At 47.2% G+C, this 14,575-nt stretch carries 14 protein-coding genes; 8 read left to right on the top strand and 6 right to left on the bottom strand.

Annotation, left to right across the window (positions count from 1 at the left end; all coding sequences use genetic code 11):
• Positions 1–8 precede the first annotated feature (8 nt).
• Positions 9–1,253 (top strand): helix-turn-helix domain-containing protein, encoded by a 1,245-nt coding sequence (locus tag AB4Z33_RS13260; RefSeq protein WP_442050365.1) that lies wholly within the window; start codon positions 9–11, stop codon positions 1,251–1,253.
• A 116-nt stretch (positions 1,254–1,369) separates the two neighbouring features.
• Positions 1,370–2,518 carry a chromate transporter gene (locus AB4Z33_RS13255; RefSeq protein WP_442050379.1) on the top strand — a complete coding sequence of 383 codons (1,149 nt, stop codon included), beginning with the start codon at positions 1,370–1,372 and terminating at the stop codon, positions 2,516–2,518.
• Here AB4Z33_RS13255 and AB4Z33_RS13250 read toward each other — a convergent pair.
• Positions 2,508–3,440 (bottom strand): glycoside hydrolase family 43 protein, encoded by a 933-nt coding sequence (locus AB4Z33_RS13250; RefSeq protein ID WP_442050364.1) that lies wholly within the window; start codon positions 3,438–3,440, stop codon positions 2,508–2,510. The genes AB4Z33_RS13255 and AB4Z33_RS13250 overlap by 11 nt on opposite strands.
• Before the next feature lie 232 nt (positions 3,441–3,672).
• On the opposite strand from AB4Z33_RS13250, the gene AB4Z33_RS13245 reads away from it, so the two are divergent.
• Together AB4Z33_RS13245 and AB4Z33_RS13240 are read left to right on the top strand one after the other, a co-directional pair.
• Positions 3,673–5,148 (top strand): alpha-L-fucosidase, encoded by a 1,476-nt coding sequence (locus tag AB4Z33_RS13245; protein WP_442050363.1) that lies wholly within the window; start codon positions 3,673–3,675, stop codon positions 5,146–5,148.
• A gap of 94 nt (positions 5,149–5,242) precedes the next feature.
• On the top strand, positions 5,243–6,427 hold the full coding sequence (locus AB4Z33_RS13240; RefSeq protein WP_442050362.1) for an MFS transporter: 1,185 nt from the start codon (positions 5,243–5,245) through the stop codon (positions 6,425–6,427).
• A gap of 88 nt (positions 6,428–6,515) precedes the next feature.
• On the opposite strand, the gene AB4Z33_RS13235 is transcribed toward AB4Z33_RS13240, so the two are convergent.
• Positions 6,516–6,842 carry a WGxxGxxG family protein gene (locus tag AB4Z33_RS13235; RefSeq protein WP_442050361.1) on the bottom strand — a complete coding sequence of 109 codons (327 nt, stop codon included), beginning with the start codon at positions 6,840–6,842 and terminating at the stop codon, positions 6,516–6,518.
• 218 nt (positions 6,843–7,060) lie between these two features.
• On the opposite strand from AB4Z33_RS13235, the gene AB4Z33_RS13230 reads away from it, so the two are divergent.
• Entirely contained in the window at positions 7,061–8,287 is a 1,227-nt protein-coding gene (locus tag AB4Z33_RS13230) for an MFS transporter (RefSeq protein WP_442050360.1), read from the top strand.
• Between the two features lie 107 nt (positions 8,288–8,394).
• The gene (locus AB4Z33_RS13225) at positions 8,395–8,775 is read left to right on the top strand and encodes an AMP-dependent synthetase and ligase (RefSeq protein ID WP_442050359.1); all 381 of its coding nucleotides are present in this window, start codon (positions 8,395–8,397) and stop codon (positions 8,773–8,775) included.
• Positions 8,776–8,908: 133 nt separating this feature from the next.
• On the opposite strand, the gene AB4Z33_RS13220 is transcribed toward AB4Z33_RS13225, so the two are convergent.
• Complete coding sequence (locus AB4Z33_RS13220) at positions 8,909–10,612, bottom strand: ribonuclease J (protein WP_442050358.1); 1,704 nt, start codon at positions 10,610–10,612, stop codon at positions 8,909–8,911.
• A gap of 139 nt (positions 10,613–10,751) precedes the next feature.
• On the opposite strand from AB4Z33_RS13220, the gene AB4Z33_RS13215 reads away from it, so the two are divergent.
• Both AB4Z33_RS13215 and AB4Z33_RS13210 read left to right on the top strand, forming a co-directional pair.
• Positions 10,752–11,606, top strand: coding sequence for a manganese catalase family protein (locus AB4Z33_RS13215; RefSeq protein WP_442050357.1), 855 nt, complete (start codon positions 10,752–10,754; stop codon positions 11,604–11,606).
• Positions 11,607–11,773: 167 nt separating this feature from the next.
• Complete coding sequence (locus AB4Z33_RS13210; protein WP_442050356.1) at positions 11,774–12,193, top strand: CBO0543 family protein; 420 nt, start codon at positions 11,774–11,776, stop codon at positions 12,191–12,193.
• 27 nt (positions 12,194–12,220) lie between these two features.
• On the opposite strand, the gene AB4Z33_RS13205 is transcribed toward AB4Z33_RS13210, so the two are convergent.
• From AB4Z33_RS13205 to AB4Z33_RS13195, 3 genes are read right to left on the bottom strand one after another with little or no spacing between them, the layout of a single operon-like run.
• Positions 12,221–13,279: a YfiT family bacillithiol transferase gene (locus tag AB4Z33_RS13205; protein ID WP_442050355.1), complete on the bottom strand. Its 1,059-nt coding sequence runs from the start codon at positions 13,277–13,279 to the stop codon at positions 12,221–12,223.
• Positions 13,280–13,325: 46 nt separating this feature from the next.
• Positions 13,326–14,045 carry an HAD family hydrolase gene (locus AB4Z33_RS13200; RefSeq protein WP_442050354.1) on the bottom strand — a complete coding sequence of 240 codons (720 nt, stop codon included), beginning with the start codon at positions 14,043–14,045 and terminating at the stop codon, positions 13,326–13,328.
• Positions 14,026–14,457: a hypothetical protein gene (locus tag AB4Z33_RS13195; RefSeq protein WP_442050353.1), complete on the bottom strand. Its 432-nt coding sequence runs from the start codon at positions 14,455–14,457 to the stop codon at positions 14,026–14,028. Before AB4Z33_RS13195 ends, AB4Z33_RS13200 begins: the two co-directional genes overlap by 20 nt.
• Between the last annotated feature and the right edge of the window lie 118 nt (positions 14,458–14,575).

Below are 14,575 nucleotides of genomic sequence, written 5' to 3'. Positions count from 1 at the left end.
GATTTCGAATGCATGCTACAAACTCCCATATTGAACTTTCTTACTTGTGCAAGCTTATCCATGAAAGCATCCAACTGCCGGTTCATTGCAAAAACGGCGATTTGGAATATGTCGAGACCTCCAGCTGCAATGACCAGACCCGTCCGCTTTACCGTGAGCAGCTTGCGCTTATTTACTCACTCCAACCGAACGCTCAGGATTTCACTCTCCCCATTGTGCATACGACACCGTATTGGGACCAGTATATATTGCTCCCCATTCATCGGAACCAGGAGTGCATCGGTACAATGATCATTGGTCCCGTTACTACTCAGGCATTGTCCGAAATGGTTGTCAGCAATATCCTAAACGACAATGAAGTTCCCTATAAGCAGCAAGCGATGTGGCTTCAATATTTGCGTAGTCTGCCTGTCGTGAACCGTTCGCGATTGTTCCACATTAGTGTGCTGTCTTATTTACTTGTGAACGGCGAGGCATTAGACATCACCGATGTGCTGGAGTACAACTTCCGCCATGAGCAGCGATTTCTATATGAAGACAGTGCCGAGCTAACGCTCTCCAATCGCAGGGAGCTGTCCCTATTCCATTCGGATCGGGAACATGAGACAAGGATGCTAAGAACGATCAGCAACGGAGACAAAGCTGCTCTTCTTAACATGATGATTACCCTTCCCTTTGAAGGAGCAGGCGTGCTCTCCAAGCGAAGCCAGTTGCGGAATATCAAAAACTTGGCCATAAGCGGCATTACCCTTGCTACTCGCGCGGCGATGGATGGAGGATTGCAAGCTGAACTCGCATATACGTTAAGTGATCTGCATATCCAGCATATCGAGGAGCTAAGGGATGCGCGAACGGTTGATATAGCCCTAATGGATGCATTTCTCGACTTTACCGAGCGAGTAAGCATCAGTAAGATGAACAGCTCTTCTCGGCCGATTGCGGCCTGCAAGGCATATATTTTCAACCACATGTACGAGGATATCCCGCTTCAAAAGCTTTCGGAGCTGACTCACTTGAACAGAAATTATTTGTCGCATTTGTTCCGCAAAGAAACAAATATGACTATTAGCCAATACATTCAGAAGGAAAGAGTGGAGGAGGCGAAGAGGCTGCTGGAGCTGACCGACGAGCCTCTGTCAACGATTGCTTCGAAGCTCAATTATTACGATCAAACCCATTTCATTAAACTATTTAGAAAACACGCTAATATGACCCCCAAGCAATATCGYGATCGAGGATCGGCAGATAAGTGAGAGAACAAATAACATCATATCTTAAAACAAAGCCATGCGCTTGAATGGTAATATAGTTAGAATGCTATGAATGGAAGGAGTCGTAACTGTTGTTAAGGGCGCTGCTAGAAGTTCTGATGGTCTCTACTAAGCTTGGATTAACGTCTTTCGGTGGTCCGATTGCTCATTTGGGCTATTTTCATGAAGAGTACGTAAAACGCAGAAACTGGCTGGACGAGCGGAGCTTTGCGGACTTAGTTGCTTTAAGCCAATTCCTGCCGGGACCGGCAAGCAGCCAGGTCGGAATCGGTATTGGCATCCTAAGAGCAGGCATCATTGGCGGGATTGTCGCTTTCATTGGATTCACTTTGCCCTCTGCACTTGCATTAACTTTGTTTGCCATGCTGCTTCAGCATGTCGATATTGGAGCTGCTGGTTGGGTTCACGGATTGAAGATCGTGGCGGTCGCAATCGTTGCCCAAGCGATTCTAGGAATGGGCCAGAAGCTTACACAAGGCAAGACTAGAATTACGATTGCTGTGCTGGCTACGACAGTCAGCCTGGTGTGGCAAAGCGCTTACAGTCAAATAAGCCTGATCATCATAGCGGGTATAATCGGCGTATTCCTGTTCAAGACTGACCGATTGCCTGAGCTGCCTAAGACTATCGTGCCTGTCAGCCGAAAACGCGGGGCTTTTCTATTAATCGCATTTGCAGCGCTATTAGTAGGATTGCCTATCCTAAGAATACTAGTACCGATGAATGAGATAGCCCTCTTTGACAGCTTCTATCGCGCGGGCTCTCTTGTGTTTGGCGGCGGTCATGTCGTATTGCCGCTGCTGGAGACAGAACTTGCAGGCGCTCTCGGGATAGGAAAAGAACAGTTTCTTACCGGATACGGCGCAGCGCAAGCTGTTCCGGGACCTTTGTTCACGTTCGCTTCCTATCTAGGCGCTATGCTGAACGGCTGGCTCGGCGCAATAATCGCAACGATTGCCATTTTTCTTCCTGCTTTCCTGCTTATAGCAGGCGCTCTTCCCTTCTGGGACTCGCTTAGAAGAATAGCGAATGTGCAGAGCGCCCTTATGGGAATAAATGCATGTGTTGTAGGCTTAATACTGGCAGCGTTCTATCATCCGATATGGACAAGCTCAATCATAGGGCCTGTCGACTTTGCTTTGGCGGCAGTTTTATTCGTGTTATTGGTTTATTGGAAACTGCCGCCTTGGCTCGTAGTCCTTCTAGGCGCCATCGCCGGTATCTGCATGGATGCGGTTAAGCTTTGATTCTGAGAATGCGATCGTATTCTTCCGAGGTGATGGTTAGAACAGTACCGTGTTTGAAACGGTACGGGAAGTTGAAGCTTGCATCGGAACGAATGAATACTCCGCTATCGATGTCATCAGCAATGAATGGAACATATCCTTGACCTTCGCCCTGTACGCCGTAGAAATCAAGCAATAAACACCATCTCCCATCGGCAAGCTTGAACGCCGTCGGCGCTTCATACGCTGTGCTCTCAAGCTTCGCCATCTCCGCGTCGAACGCTTCAATTCGCGTATATTCGCCAGTGAGCGTTTTTCCTTTTTGCAAAATAATGCTGGCAGGATCCGCTTCGCTCTTAAGAAAACGATAGAATAAGCCGTTCTCCTCGTAAATGGCGGAATCAATAATGCCGCTTCCGTCCTTACGGCATAGCAACTTCGGCTCCGTGAAACTCTCAAAGTCTTTCGTTCGGGTATAATAGATCGCTTTGTGCCCGTAGTTGTTGGAGGCGTGGGCAGAGGACCAATGAATGACATAATCCTCATTCCGATGATCATAGATAACATCCGGCGCCCACAAACAACCGAAGTCTTCATCGCCTAAAGGAATCATCCGCTGCTCAGACCAGTTCACGAGATCGTCCGATTCCCACATCGCAAGACATTTGCTCCCCTCTCTCCCTATGTTCCCCCAGCTGCCTCTGTATTTGGTATCGAAGCCATTAGCAAGGCCAAGATCCGTTGCTAAAATATAAAACTTGCCTGACCTAGTCCGTACAATCGTATGGTCCCTGACTCCTTCGTCCCCTAGCTTGCTCCATAGGACCGGCAACCCGTCATTCACCTGCTCCCAGTTGAATCCGTCCTTGCTCAGCGCAAAATAAACCTGCTCGCCGTCCGGCGTCTTCTTCTCCTTAAAATGTACAAATAAATAAGCATCCATTAATTCGCTCTCCTGACGTGTATCGTATTGTTCGGGAATAGTTAAAGCTATCCTTTAAAATATACAAAATCGAAGAGCTAACTAAAATGATATATGATAGGATCGTACTGATCTATTATCCAATCGGAAGTTAGTTTTGTACAAGAGAATGTTAATGTTCTACCTAGGGCGCAGCTCGCCTTAATACTACAATGAAAAGGAATGAAATTGTTGTTAAGGAGGAGCATGACAAATGGGTGTAAACAACACGATAGACAAAAGCGAATATTTGCAAACGATTGACCTTACGATCTCCAAGGGGAAATTCAAAGATAATTGGGATTCGCTATCGGCGTTCGAGGTACCTGACTGGTACAGCCGCGCAAAGTTCGGCATCTTCATTCATTGGGGGCTTTATTCCATTCAAGCGCATTACAGCGAATGGTATTCAAGAAATATGTATATTCAAGGCTCCGACGAGTATAAGCATCATCTCGCCACTTACGGCGAACATAAGGATTTCGGCTACAAAGACTTCATTCCTATGTTCACGGCGGCTAATTTCAATGCCGAAGAGTGGGCGCAGCTGTTCAAGCAATCGGGAGCAAGGTACGTCATGCCGGTTGCCGAGCATCATGACGGCTTCCAGATGTACCGAAGCGCCGTTTCTCCATATAACGCATACGACATGGGTCCGAAGCGGGATCTGCTAGGAGAGATGAAAACGTCCTTCGAGCGTAACGCTCTCGTATTCTGCGCCTCTTCCCATCGTGCGGAGCATTGGTTCTTCATGTCGCACGGCAAAACATTCGATTCCGATATTAAGGAGCCGCTTGCCATCGGTGACTTCTACTGGCCGGCCATGCCCGAGCCCGACCATCATGATCTATTAGGTTCGCCGCCTAGCGAGCAGTACTTGGAGGAATGGCTCATTCGCTGCTGCGAGCTTGTCGACAATTACCAGCCCCGCGTCTTTTATTTCGACTGGTGGATCCAAACCGCAGCTTTCAAGCCGTATTTAAAGAAGTTCGCCGCGTATTACTACAACAAAGCGGCAGAACTCGGTTATCCGGCAGCTATTAATTACAAGCATGATGCCTTCATGCTTGGCACAGCAGTTCCTGACGTTGAGCGCGGACAGTTCGCAGAGCTGAAGCCGTACTTTTGGCAGACGGATACAGCCATCGCAAGAAACTCTTGGTCACATTCCGTTAATAATGAATATAAGCCGGCTGTCGAGATCATTCGCGACTTGGTCGATATTGTAAGCAAAAACGGTAATCTTCTGCTCAACGTCGGACCGAAAGCCGATGGATCAATCTCGGAAGAAGACCGCCAAGTGCTGCTTGATATCGGCGGCTGGCTTCAAGTGAATGGTGAGGCAATCTACGACTCCACCTATTGGCGAGTTTTTGGAGAAGGCCCGACCGAAGTAGAGGAAGGCCAATTCACCGACGGTAAAGGGAAAGCATTCACTAGCGAGGATATCCGCTTCACCGTCAAGGGGAGCATTCTCTATGCGACCGTTCTGGTCTATCCGGAGAACGGAGTCGTGAACATTCGCTCGCTCAAGAACCATTCGCATCATTTCCAGGCGCTGATTAAGGATATTACGGTACTCGGCTTCGAGGAAAAGCCAGTATGGGAACGGACAGATGAAGCACTCACGATCAAGACAACGACAGTCCGAAGCACTCATCCCGTCGTGTTCCGCATCGTAGTCGATTAATTCGCAGCGGAATAGTCCAGTGAAAGCAACAAATGGTATAGATCCAAGGTAATTAAAGCAAATTATAGTATCAATACTCGGAGGTTCTTACATCATGTCATTACTGCTTAGAAATAGAGCCACCATCCTTTTGCTCATGCTTAACATCTTCTTGGTATTCACCGGTATTGGACTTATCATTCCAATCATGCCGACGTACATGAACGAACTGCATATTAGCGGCAGCATCGTTGGTTTGCTTGTTGCCGCTTTTTCTTTAACGCAACTGTTGTTCTCGCCGCTGGCAGGAAGACTGTCGGATTCACTCGGTCGCAAAAAACTAATTATTGCCGGCATGATTGTATTCGCTGTTTCCGAGTGGCTGTTCGGCATCTCGAACGGGCCGCTGTTTCTTTTTGTATCCAGAATGCTCGGAGGCGTTGGCGCAGCGCTTATTATGCCTGCCGTTATGGCTTATACGGCGGATGTTACATCCAATGAGGAAAGAGCTGCCGGCATGGGCTATATTAATGCAGCCATTACAACCGGGTTCATTATCGGACCGGGTATTGGCGGCTATCTGGCCGAATTCGGGCTGCGAGTCCCGTTCTATGCTGCTGCCGTTGCCGGGCTTGTCGCCGCCCTCATTACAGCGCTTGTCTTGCCGGAGTCTGCTCATTCGAAGCAGAACCGTACAGAAGCTGCTCAGCAGGCCAATCCCGCCAAACAACGGCTGCTGAGTCAGCTTTTCCGCTCGTACAAAGAGCCCTACTTTATGAGCTTGATCCTCGTATTCGTCACCTCGTTCGGACTCGCTAATTATGAAACGGTATTCAGCTTGTTCGTGGACCATAAGTTCCAGTTCACTGCCAAGGACATTGCCTTTATTATTACCTTCGGCTCAATTTCCGGCGCAGTCGTGCAATTAACGATTTTTGGATGGATATTGGACCATTTTGGCGAGAAAAAAGTGATCTCGATTTGTTTGATCATCGCGGCTGTATTCGTATTGCTGACCCTATTCGTACATAAATATTGGCTCGTTGTCGTTGTGACCTTCATCGTATTTTTGGCCACGGATATCCTTCGCCCGGCAATCAGCACGCAGATGTCCAAGATGGCACTCGGTCAGCAAGGCTATGTAGCAGGCCTTAACTCCGCTTTTACGAGCTTAGGCAACATTTCCGGTCCGATCGTCGCAGGAGTTTTATTCGATCTAAACATCAATTTCCCCTATTTTGCAGCCTCCGTCATTTTAGCGTTATGTTTCGTGTTATCGCTTCGAACCAAATCTTATTGATTGGTGAACGTACAAAAAACCAAAGAACTCCCTCATCAGAGTGGAGTTCTTTGGTTATGACGACTAAACATGAACGAATAACTGTACTTTAAGCGTGATCGCGTTCGCGRCCGCGGTTTCTCATACCCGCAAGACCTATCAAACCGAGAAGACCAAGCCAGCCCCAATCAAATCCATCGTCGTTATCAACGGCATTCGTTCTGTAGTTATTCGTGCGCACCGTATTCCCGTTATCAATACGATTGATGTCCGTGCCAAGCGCGCGGTTTGTTGCGTTAATTCCTTGGTTGACGCCATGACGAACGTCGTCAGCCGGCGTATCATACATCCGTGTCGCGTTGTTGGCAAAGGCTGGAACCGCGGAGAAAATCATCAAGCATGCTGCTAGGCTAAAGACTGTTAACCACTTCTTCATCTTCTTACCCCTCTTCAAGTTAGAATACAAGCTTGATTATTTTCCGTCAGAAACGCGCTGAATATTCACAAACTACGTAKATGTAAAATATTCGTTTTATTCATACTTCTCGCACATAAATAGTCGGATTAAAGCCAATGATTAAGATCGTAATCCTTTAGAAATGATAAGTCGATATTTGCTGGCCATCCCTACTCAGAAAGCGATTGGTGACTCTTATGCCGGACGGCAAAAAAAGGGACTTAGCTGCACTAGCATCGATTCCATTAATAATGACGCTTGCCAATTCCATGTTGATTCCCGTTCTTCCCTTGATGCAGAAGAAACTTCAAATCTCATCCGTTCAATCCAGTCTAATCATTACGCTCTATGCCGTCGTGTCGATTCCTTGTATTCCCATAGCCGGCTATCTCTCCGATCGTTTCGGGCGAAAAAGGATTATTCTTATTGGATTATTACTCGCTTGTATCGGGGGGGTAGTTTCAGGCTTAGCCGCTTGGCTAATGGGTGTTCATGCATATGGAATGATTCTGATTGGTCGAATTATACAAGGAATCGGGGCTGCCGGCGCTTTCCCCATTGTGCTTCCGTTAGTCGGTGACATGTTCAAGAACGAAGAGGAAGTCAGCAAGGGATTAGGCATGATCGAAACCTCTAATACCTTCGGTAAAGTGCTCAGCCCTATTCTGGGGTCAGCGCTAGCTTTGGTTGTTTGGTATTTGCCACTTGCGATTATCCCGATTATTTCGTTGATATCCGTCATATTAATCCTAATCTTTGTTAAAGCTCCGAAGTCCAGTAAGTCCAATTCATTAACACTTAAGAAACTATTTCAAATCATTAAGCCGATTATCGCCCGAGAAGGGCGCTGGCTGTATGCCGTATTTACGATCGGCGGCATGGCTATGTTCGTGATGTTCGGTTTCCTTTATTTCCTGTCGACCCACCTTGAAGAACGCTATCATCTGAATGGGATATGGAAAGGCATGCTGCTATCCATTCCATTAATAGCTATTTGCTTGGCTTCGTATTTGACAGGGAAGTGGGTAAGCGATAATAAATCAACAATGAGATGGTGTACCGTAGCAGGAACAACGATACTATCAGCAGCAATGATCGTCTGCGGCTTCGCTCCTTTAGCAGGGAAGATATTTCTTCTATCCCTCCTATTTATCGGAGGAATCGGAATCGGGATCACGCTGCCAAGCTTGGATGCATTGATAACGGAAGGAATCGAAAAGGAACAGAGAGGGACATTAAGCTCCTTATATAGCAGCGCAAGATTTATCGGTGTAGCTTCCGGTCCTCTTGTCGCCTCGTTGTTGTTAAAGCATCAATCCTCCATGTTCTATATGTACGGCGGTGTGGGGTTAGCTTGCGCATTACTGGCATTATGGGCGATTAAGCCTGATCAAAAAGACAAAGCTCGCAAGGGAACTGCTTAGAGCATCATGAGATGGGAATAAGAAGAAAATTATCATTGCATATTTAACCGTGGCATTTCTCAAATTAGACAAGTCACAAAAATTAATTCTACTGGAGGAATAATAACATGAACCCATTTCAACCTAACCAAGTTGTTTCCCAACAACAACAACTAGCCCATGCCGAACAGCTAATCCAACAACTTGTACATCAAACACAACAAGCTTCCATGCAGTACCAGCAATTGTTGAATCAAGAGAAAAACAATGCGATGCAGCTTGAGCAAATCGCACAACGAGAGCATCAAGCAGCCTCAATCATTCAAACTGCTCTTCAAGGGCATCAAACGGCGATTCAACAGCTTCAACAAATCAATGCCATTTGCCAACAAATTTCACATTCCGCTTCTACAACGGCATCGTACAGCGCAAGCAACATTCCGGCCTACTCCCAAACCAATGCTCAATCGCATATGCACAGCAATAGCTTCCCAAGCTACTCCAACTAAAGCAATACCGCAATCTGCTATACTCGATTAACGAATTAACGAAAAACGACTTTGTGCAGGAGCTTCCCGGTAACATTTATTGTTCCGTAAGCACCATACAAAGTCGTTTTTTTCTTGCTTGAAATTTTTTTACCTATACTTCGATTACGATAGGCAAAATCATAGGCCTTCTTTTTGTCTGAGCATACAGAAACTTGCCGACGGCTTCCTTGACTTTCTGTTTCATCATGGTCCACTTCACAGGCTTGCCATCCTCGTGCAGGCTCTCGATTGCCTTTAACGCGAGCTTGCTGGCTGCATCAATCAAGCCTTCCGACTCCCGCATATAGACGAAGCCGCGCGAAATGACGTCCGGACCTGACAAGATCGACCCATCTGATTTACTAAGCGTCACGACGATGACTATAATGCCGTCCTCGGAAAGATGCTTGCGGTCGCGAAGGACGATATTCCCGACATCTCCAATGCCAAACCCGTCAACCAACATATTGCCCACCGGAATTTTACGGGTTTGTACAACAACCCCCTGCTCGATATCGACTACATCTCCATTGTTTACGATAAAGATGTTATCTGATTGAACGCCTACCGACTCGGCAAGATACTTATGCTGCAACAGCATCCGATATTCGCCGTGAATCGGGATGAAATAGGTCGGCTTCATAAGCGTCAGCATCAGCTTGAGTTCCTCTTGGCTGGCATGACCGGATACATGAAGTCCAGTTGTAGACCCTGATCCGTAAATAACATGCGCCCCCAACTGAAACAGGTTGTCGACAACGGTGGCAACAGCCCGCTCATTTCCTGGTATCGGAGATGATGCAAGGATAACGGTATCCCCCGGCAAGACTTCGGCTCCGCGGTAGCTGGCGCTTGCCAGGCGGGCAAGCGCCGCCATAGACTCGCCTTGGCTTCCTGTACAAAGTACGACTATCCGGCTTCTCTCCACTTCAGAGATGGCCGTAGCATCGATGAGCATCCCTTCCGGAATGGTCAAATGTCCTAATTCGGTAGCTACAGCAACCACATTGACCATGCTTCTACCGAGTAAGGCAACCTTACGTTCGGTTATTACGGCGGCATCGATAATTTGTTGAAGCCGATGAACATTCGAGGCGAAGGTGGATATGAACACGCGGTTCTTCGCAGACAGGATCGCTTCCTCGATATGCTTGCCGACAACACGTTCAGAGGGCGTGAAGCCCGGCCGTTCGGCATTTGTACTCTCCGAGAGCAGCGCAAGCACGCCTTTCTCACCTAACGCAGCCATCTTATGAATATCGGGATATTGTCCCCCTACAGGTGTCAGGTCGAACTTAAAGTCGCCCGTATGGACGACGACGCCTTCAGGCGTCTCGAAAGCGATGCCTATGCAGTCGGGAATGCTATGATTGGTGCGGAAAAAGGTAGCGCTCATCGAGCCCAGTTCAATTTTGGAATCTCCGTCAATAGGGATTAACTCGCTTTGGTCCAGCAATCCGTTCTCCTTCAACTTGCCTTTGATTAATCCAAGCGTAAGCGCGGTGCCGTATATACGCATATTCAATTGCTTCAAAAGGTAAGGAATTCCTCCGATATGATCCTCGTGACCATGCGTAACGATCATCCCGACGACCTTGTCCTTGTTTTGCAGCAAATACGTAATATCCGGAATAATGAGGTCGATGCCAGGAAGGCTTTCATCTGGAAACTTAGAGCCCCCATCAATAACAACAATATCGTCTCCATACTGAACGATGTACATGTTTTTACCGATTTCATGGACGCCTCCGAGGGCGCATATCGACAATTTGGCATCATTGATAATTTCATTGCGGTCGTCCATCRTTGTTCGCATGTGCACAATTTCTCCTTAATTTGGTTGAAGTCCGCTTTATTATATCCCCCGGGGGGACACATAATTCTAAATCTTGCGGATAAAACCAGTGCTCGATGCAGAAATTAGAGTATCTCGAAAATAAGGAGAATACAAGAATATGTACTACTACAAAGAAGAACTAATCAACATCATCGAACCTGATCAGCCTGATCCGGCTGCGGCTAAAGTGCTTCAAGAAACGCTAGGCGGGCAATTTGGCGAGATGCGCACAATGATGCAATATTTCTTCCAATCTTCGAATTTTCGAGGCAAGGAAAAGCAGTTCAGGGATTTGCTTAGAGGGGTATTTCTTGAGGAAATCGCACATGTGGAATTGGTACAAAATACGATCAATCAACTGCTAAACGGCGCCGGTCTTTCGACACCAGGAAACGCAGGAACCGATGATGCCCCGATCGACGAAGCGGTCAAGCATGCCAATCCGCATCATTTTATAATGGGCGCCAAAAGCTCACTGCCAGTCGATGCGGGCGGCAATCCTTGGAACGGTTCTTGGGTGTACAGCCATGGCAATTTAATTAGCGATATGTTGAACAATGTTGTCCTCGAATCAACAGGCGTATTGCAAAAAACGAGAATATATGAAATGAGCTCAAACAAAACGTTCCGTGAAACGCTCGGCTTCCTTATTGTCAGAGACAATGCCCATCAGAACGTTTTTGCCAAAGCGCTTGAAACGCTCGGTGTTAACTGGGGCTCGCTGTTCCCTGTCCCGAATTACGATATTAACAAATACCCGGAGTGTCGTAAATATGTTGATATGGGCTATCACAACATGCAATTTAATTTCCGATTGGATCCGACGCGAATTGGCGAAATCTTCCAAGGCGAGAGTCCAAGTCGTAATAGCGGACAATTATCAGTCGTTGATCCGCCAGCAGGGTTTCCGGTTCCACAGATGCCCGATATGCCAAATGAGCATAGTCCTGGACTAAGCGATTTGACGAGATAACGGTCGTACACCAATAACAAAAATCGCCTCTGTACCGGTAAGAGCACAGGGGCGATTTGAATCGAATGTTAGATCCAAGGAAATACTTCCTTAAAACGAACAAATAAKGGGTAGCCATGTGGATTAATATTGTTGTCGGATTCGTAATTCCCTGGATATTCGGAATAATGTTACATAGAAAAGCGCCCATAGTCATTTATTTGATAGTTCCAGTTGCCGCAACCGTATCCGCTTTAATCAACGACGTCGGTTATCATCTCGGCTTTTGGGATTTCACGCCGAAAATCGATAATGACGAGACGCTTTCCGCGCTTCCATTGGACCTTGGACTTTATCCGGTCATGGCATCCTTCATGATCTATTGGATAGTCAGAAATAAACGCCGGCCTTGGCTCAAGATTGCTTGCATCAGTCTGTTCAATACGGTGCTCGAATTCATCGCTTTAATGTTTGGCAAAGCGGAGTACGGCAACGGCTGGAATATAGGCTGGACATTCGTCTCCTATGCGGTGGCGCTAATACTCGTGTACCTCTATTACAAGCTGCTCGATAAATACGGGTTTTTCAATAAGGTGAAGCCGCGTTGACTTGCCATGACCTAGGTCAGCTAGTCGTTACAACCTTGCTCCTTGCTTCGTCGCAAGCTCGATCTGAGCCRTATGATGGCGGTTATGCCATACGAATCTTTGCAGCGCAATGTCGAGGGTAATGCTCCCTAACACTTGTGTCCTAAGCTTCCTTTGGAAATGTTCCTCATTCAAACCTTGAAGCAGGATGTGAAACCGGGCATGAAGAGCCTCCAGTAAGGAGAGCGAGCTCTCTATAGGCACATCCTTATAGTCGCTGAGTTCGGCAAATAAATCTTCGCGATATGCGCTTCCTGTCGGCTCATCCTCGGTTAGCGCCCGCTTGAACCTCAAATATGCATTCATATCGTTATCCGCCATATGATGCACGACCTGCTTAATGCTCCAGCCTCCCGCTCGATAGGACATATCGAGCTGCTCAGGAGTAAGCGAATCCGTTAATCGTCTTAGGGCGGGGACAATATCGGGGATTTGCGCTATGAAGTCAGCCCTTGCTTCGGCAGACACATCTATTGACTCAAACCTCCCAATCGGGTATCGCAGACCATCCAGCGGTAACTGCTCGATTACGATTTCCCCTTCGCCGGAAGGGGTCTCGAAGCCGTTCAAGAACGAAGTTAAGATTTGCTCGGTAATGGTGAAAGCCGCGTTGGCATCGAACCGCTCGCTTCTGATACGCAGCCGATCACGCAATTCATCAGGTGAAACCTTCAAATAGACAAGCTCCCACTCGCCGCCAGCAGCCTCAATCGATCGCTTATACTCGTTCCTCCGCTGTCTCTGCCAGAAGCTGAAGTCTACGACGACGCACTGCTTTCCTTCTATTAAAGAGACCATATAATTGCGTAGCTTTTGCTCCGATTCCGCCTTAAGCTGCTCATAGCTGTCAATCGGATAATCGATTCCGTATCGTCCCTTCGTAGCCCAAATATCTTCATCGATCGATAGACGAACGAACCCTTCCGACTCAAGCTTCTGAGCAAAGGTCGTTTTGCCCGAACCCGCCACCCCGCACATCATGACGACAATAGGCGTTCCCGATCTTTTGCGCGTCATCAACTCATGCAGCACCGCGCTTTCTTCCATTCCTGTTTCCTCCTCTCCAAAATGGAATACCAGTACGCTCGTAAAATCACAGCCTCGTTAACAAATCTTTTGGCATATGCAGCTTCTCATACTCGCTCTTAATATAGGTGTTGAACCAATAAGCATGAAGCGGCTGCATGCCCGCCTTGCTCGCGCCCTCCAGTTCGCTCGACCCGCCATCGCCGACGAAAATCGTATATTCCGCCTTTACCTCCAGCCGTTCGCTGCTTAACCGATAGATTCTCTCATCCGGCTTCGCCAGACCAACCTCGTAGGAGAAAATAACGTCGTCGAAGTATGCGGCCAATCTGCTCGAACGCCAGTAGTGGATCTCCTCTTCCGTACAGTTGCTGATCAGTCCAAGCTTGATGCCGTTAGCCCGCAGCTGCTCCAATACCTCCACAAGATCAGGACGAATATATTCAAAAGGGATCTTCTTCTCCTTGACCCGTTCCTCATACAAATCATCAACGACTTTTTTGTCGTATTCCAGCTCGTATTGCTTCATCAWATCTTCTATTACCGAATGGTAATGAGGGAGCTCGCCYGTCATTCTTCGAAGCTGCCTGCTGCCCCACTCTTTCTTAAACTGCTCGTTAGAGATCCCTAGAAGCTCCGTATAATTATAATTGCGTTTTGATGTCCGCTTGCCGTTATCAAACTCGGTAACCAACGTTTCGAATAAGTCAAACACAACCGCTTGAGTGCGCAAGCGCTTCATCTCCAGTTCGCTTAAGGCTTCAGCTTTAAAGCTTAATGACCTCATAATCAGATACTTGTTGATCCAAAAAGGTTACTTCGATATCATCCGGCAATTGCTCAAGAGCAAGCTTCACAAATAAGCCTTCTTTACTCGTATGCTCGTCGGGATTGCCGTGAGAAGTAATCGTAACGATGAGCTTCTCGCCTGATAGCTTAATATCGGCTAGCGGATACGTATACATGCCGGACTTGCTTAAGTTGGAGAACAATATAATAGAAGAATCTTTTTCAATGAAATAGACATTTGGTTCTGCTAGCTGCTTGATCGCGCTTTGAAATTGCGGGTCCAGCTGCTCGATAGCTACTTGCTCATGCGCTAACGATTCCTGTTCTGGTGTCGTAATGAATTGGATACCGAATAAAAAGGCAACGACCAAAAAGATTACTGCTGTAACAATAGCGACTCTTGTTTTCACAAGTTCCGTTACGCCCCCTTCTTCAAATAAAAGTGGATAACCTTAATCTRCTTCCTATTATATCATTTTCCTATTTATTGAAACAGAAAGAAGAGCCTTCGGAGTCGTTGTCCACTCT

Source organism: Paenibacillus sp. 2TAB19 (genome assembly GCF_052115185.1).
Taxonomy (GTDB): domain Bacteria; phylum Bacillota; class Bacilli; order Paenibacillales; family Paenibacillaceae; genus Pristimantibacillus.
This window is presented reverse-complemented; position numbering and strand designations above follow the sequence as displayed.

Bases quoted from the DNA above. Each gene is read 5' to 3' on its own strand.
- AB4Z33_RS13255 (WP_442050379.1), top strand. From the start codon at position 1,370: ATGGTCTCTACTAAGCTTGGATTAACGTCTTTCGGTGGTCCGATTGCT.
- AB4Z33_RS13250 (WP_442050364.1), bottom strand. From the start codon at position 3,440: ATGGATGCTTATTTATTTGTACATTTTAAGGAGAAGAAGACGCCGGAC.
- AB4Z33_RS13245 (WP_442050363.1), top strand. From the start codon at position 3,673: ATGGGTGTAAACAACACGATAGACAAAAGCGAATATTTGCAAACGATT.
- AB4Z33_RS13240 (WP_442050362.1), top strand. From the start codon at position 5,243: ATGTCATTACTGCTTAGAAATAGAGCCACCATCCTTTTGCTCATGCTT.
- AB4Z33_RS13230 (WP_442050360.1), top strand. From the start codon at position 7,061: ATGCCGGACGGCAAAAAAAGGGACTTAGCTGCACTAGCATCGATTCCA.
- AB4Z33_RS13225 (WP_442050359.1), top strand. From the start codon at position 8,395: ATGAACCCATTTCAACCTAACCAAGTTGTTTCCCAACAACAACAACTA.
- AB4Z33_RS13215 (WP_442050357.1), top strand. From the start codon at position 10,752: ATGTACTACTACAAAGAAGAACTAATCAACATCATCGAACCTGATCAG.
- AB4Z33_RS13210 (WP_442050356.1), top strand. From the start codon at position 11,774: ATGTTACATAGAAAAGCGCCCATAGTCATTTATTTGATAGTTCCAGTT.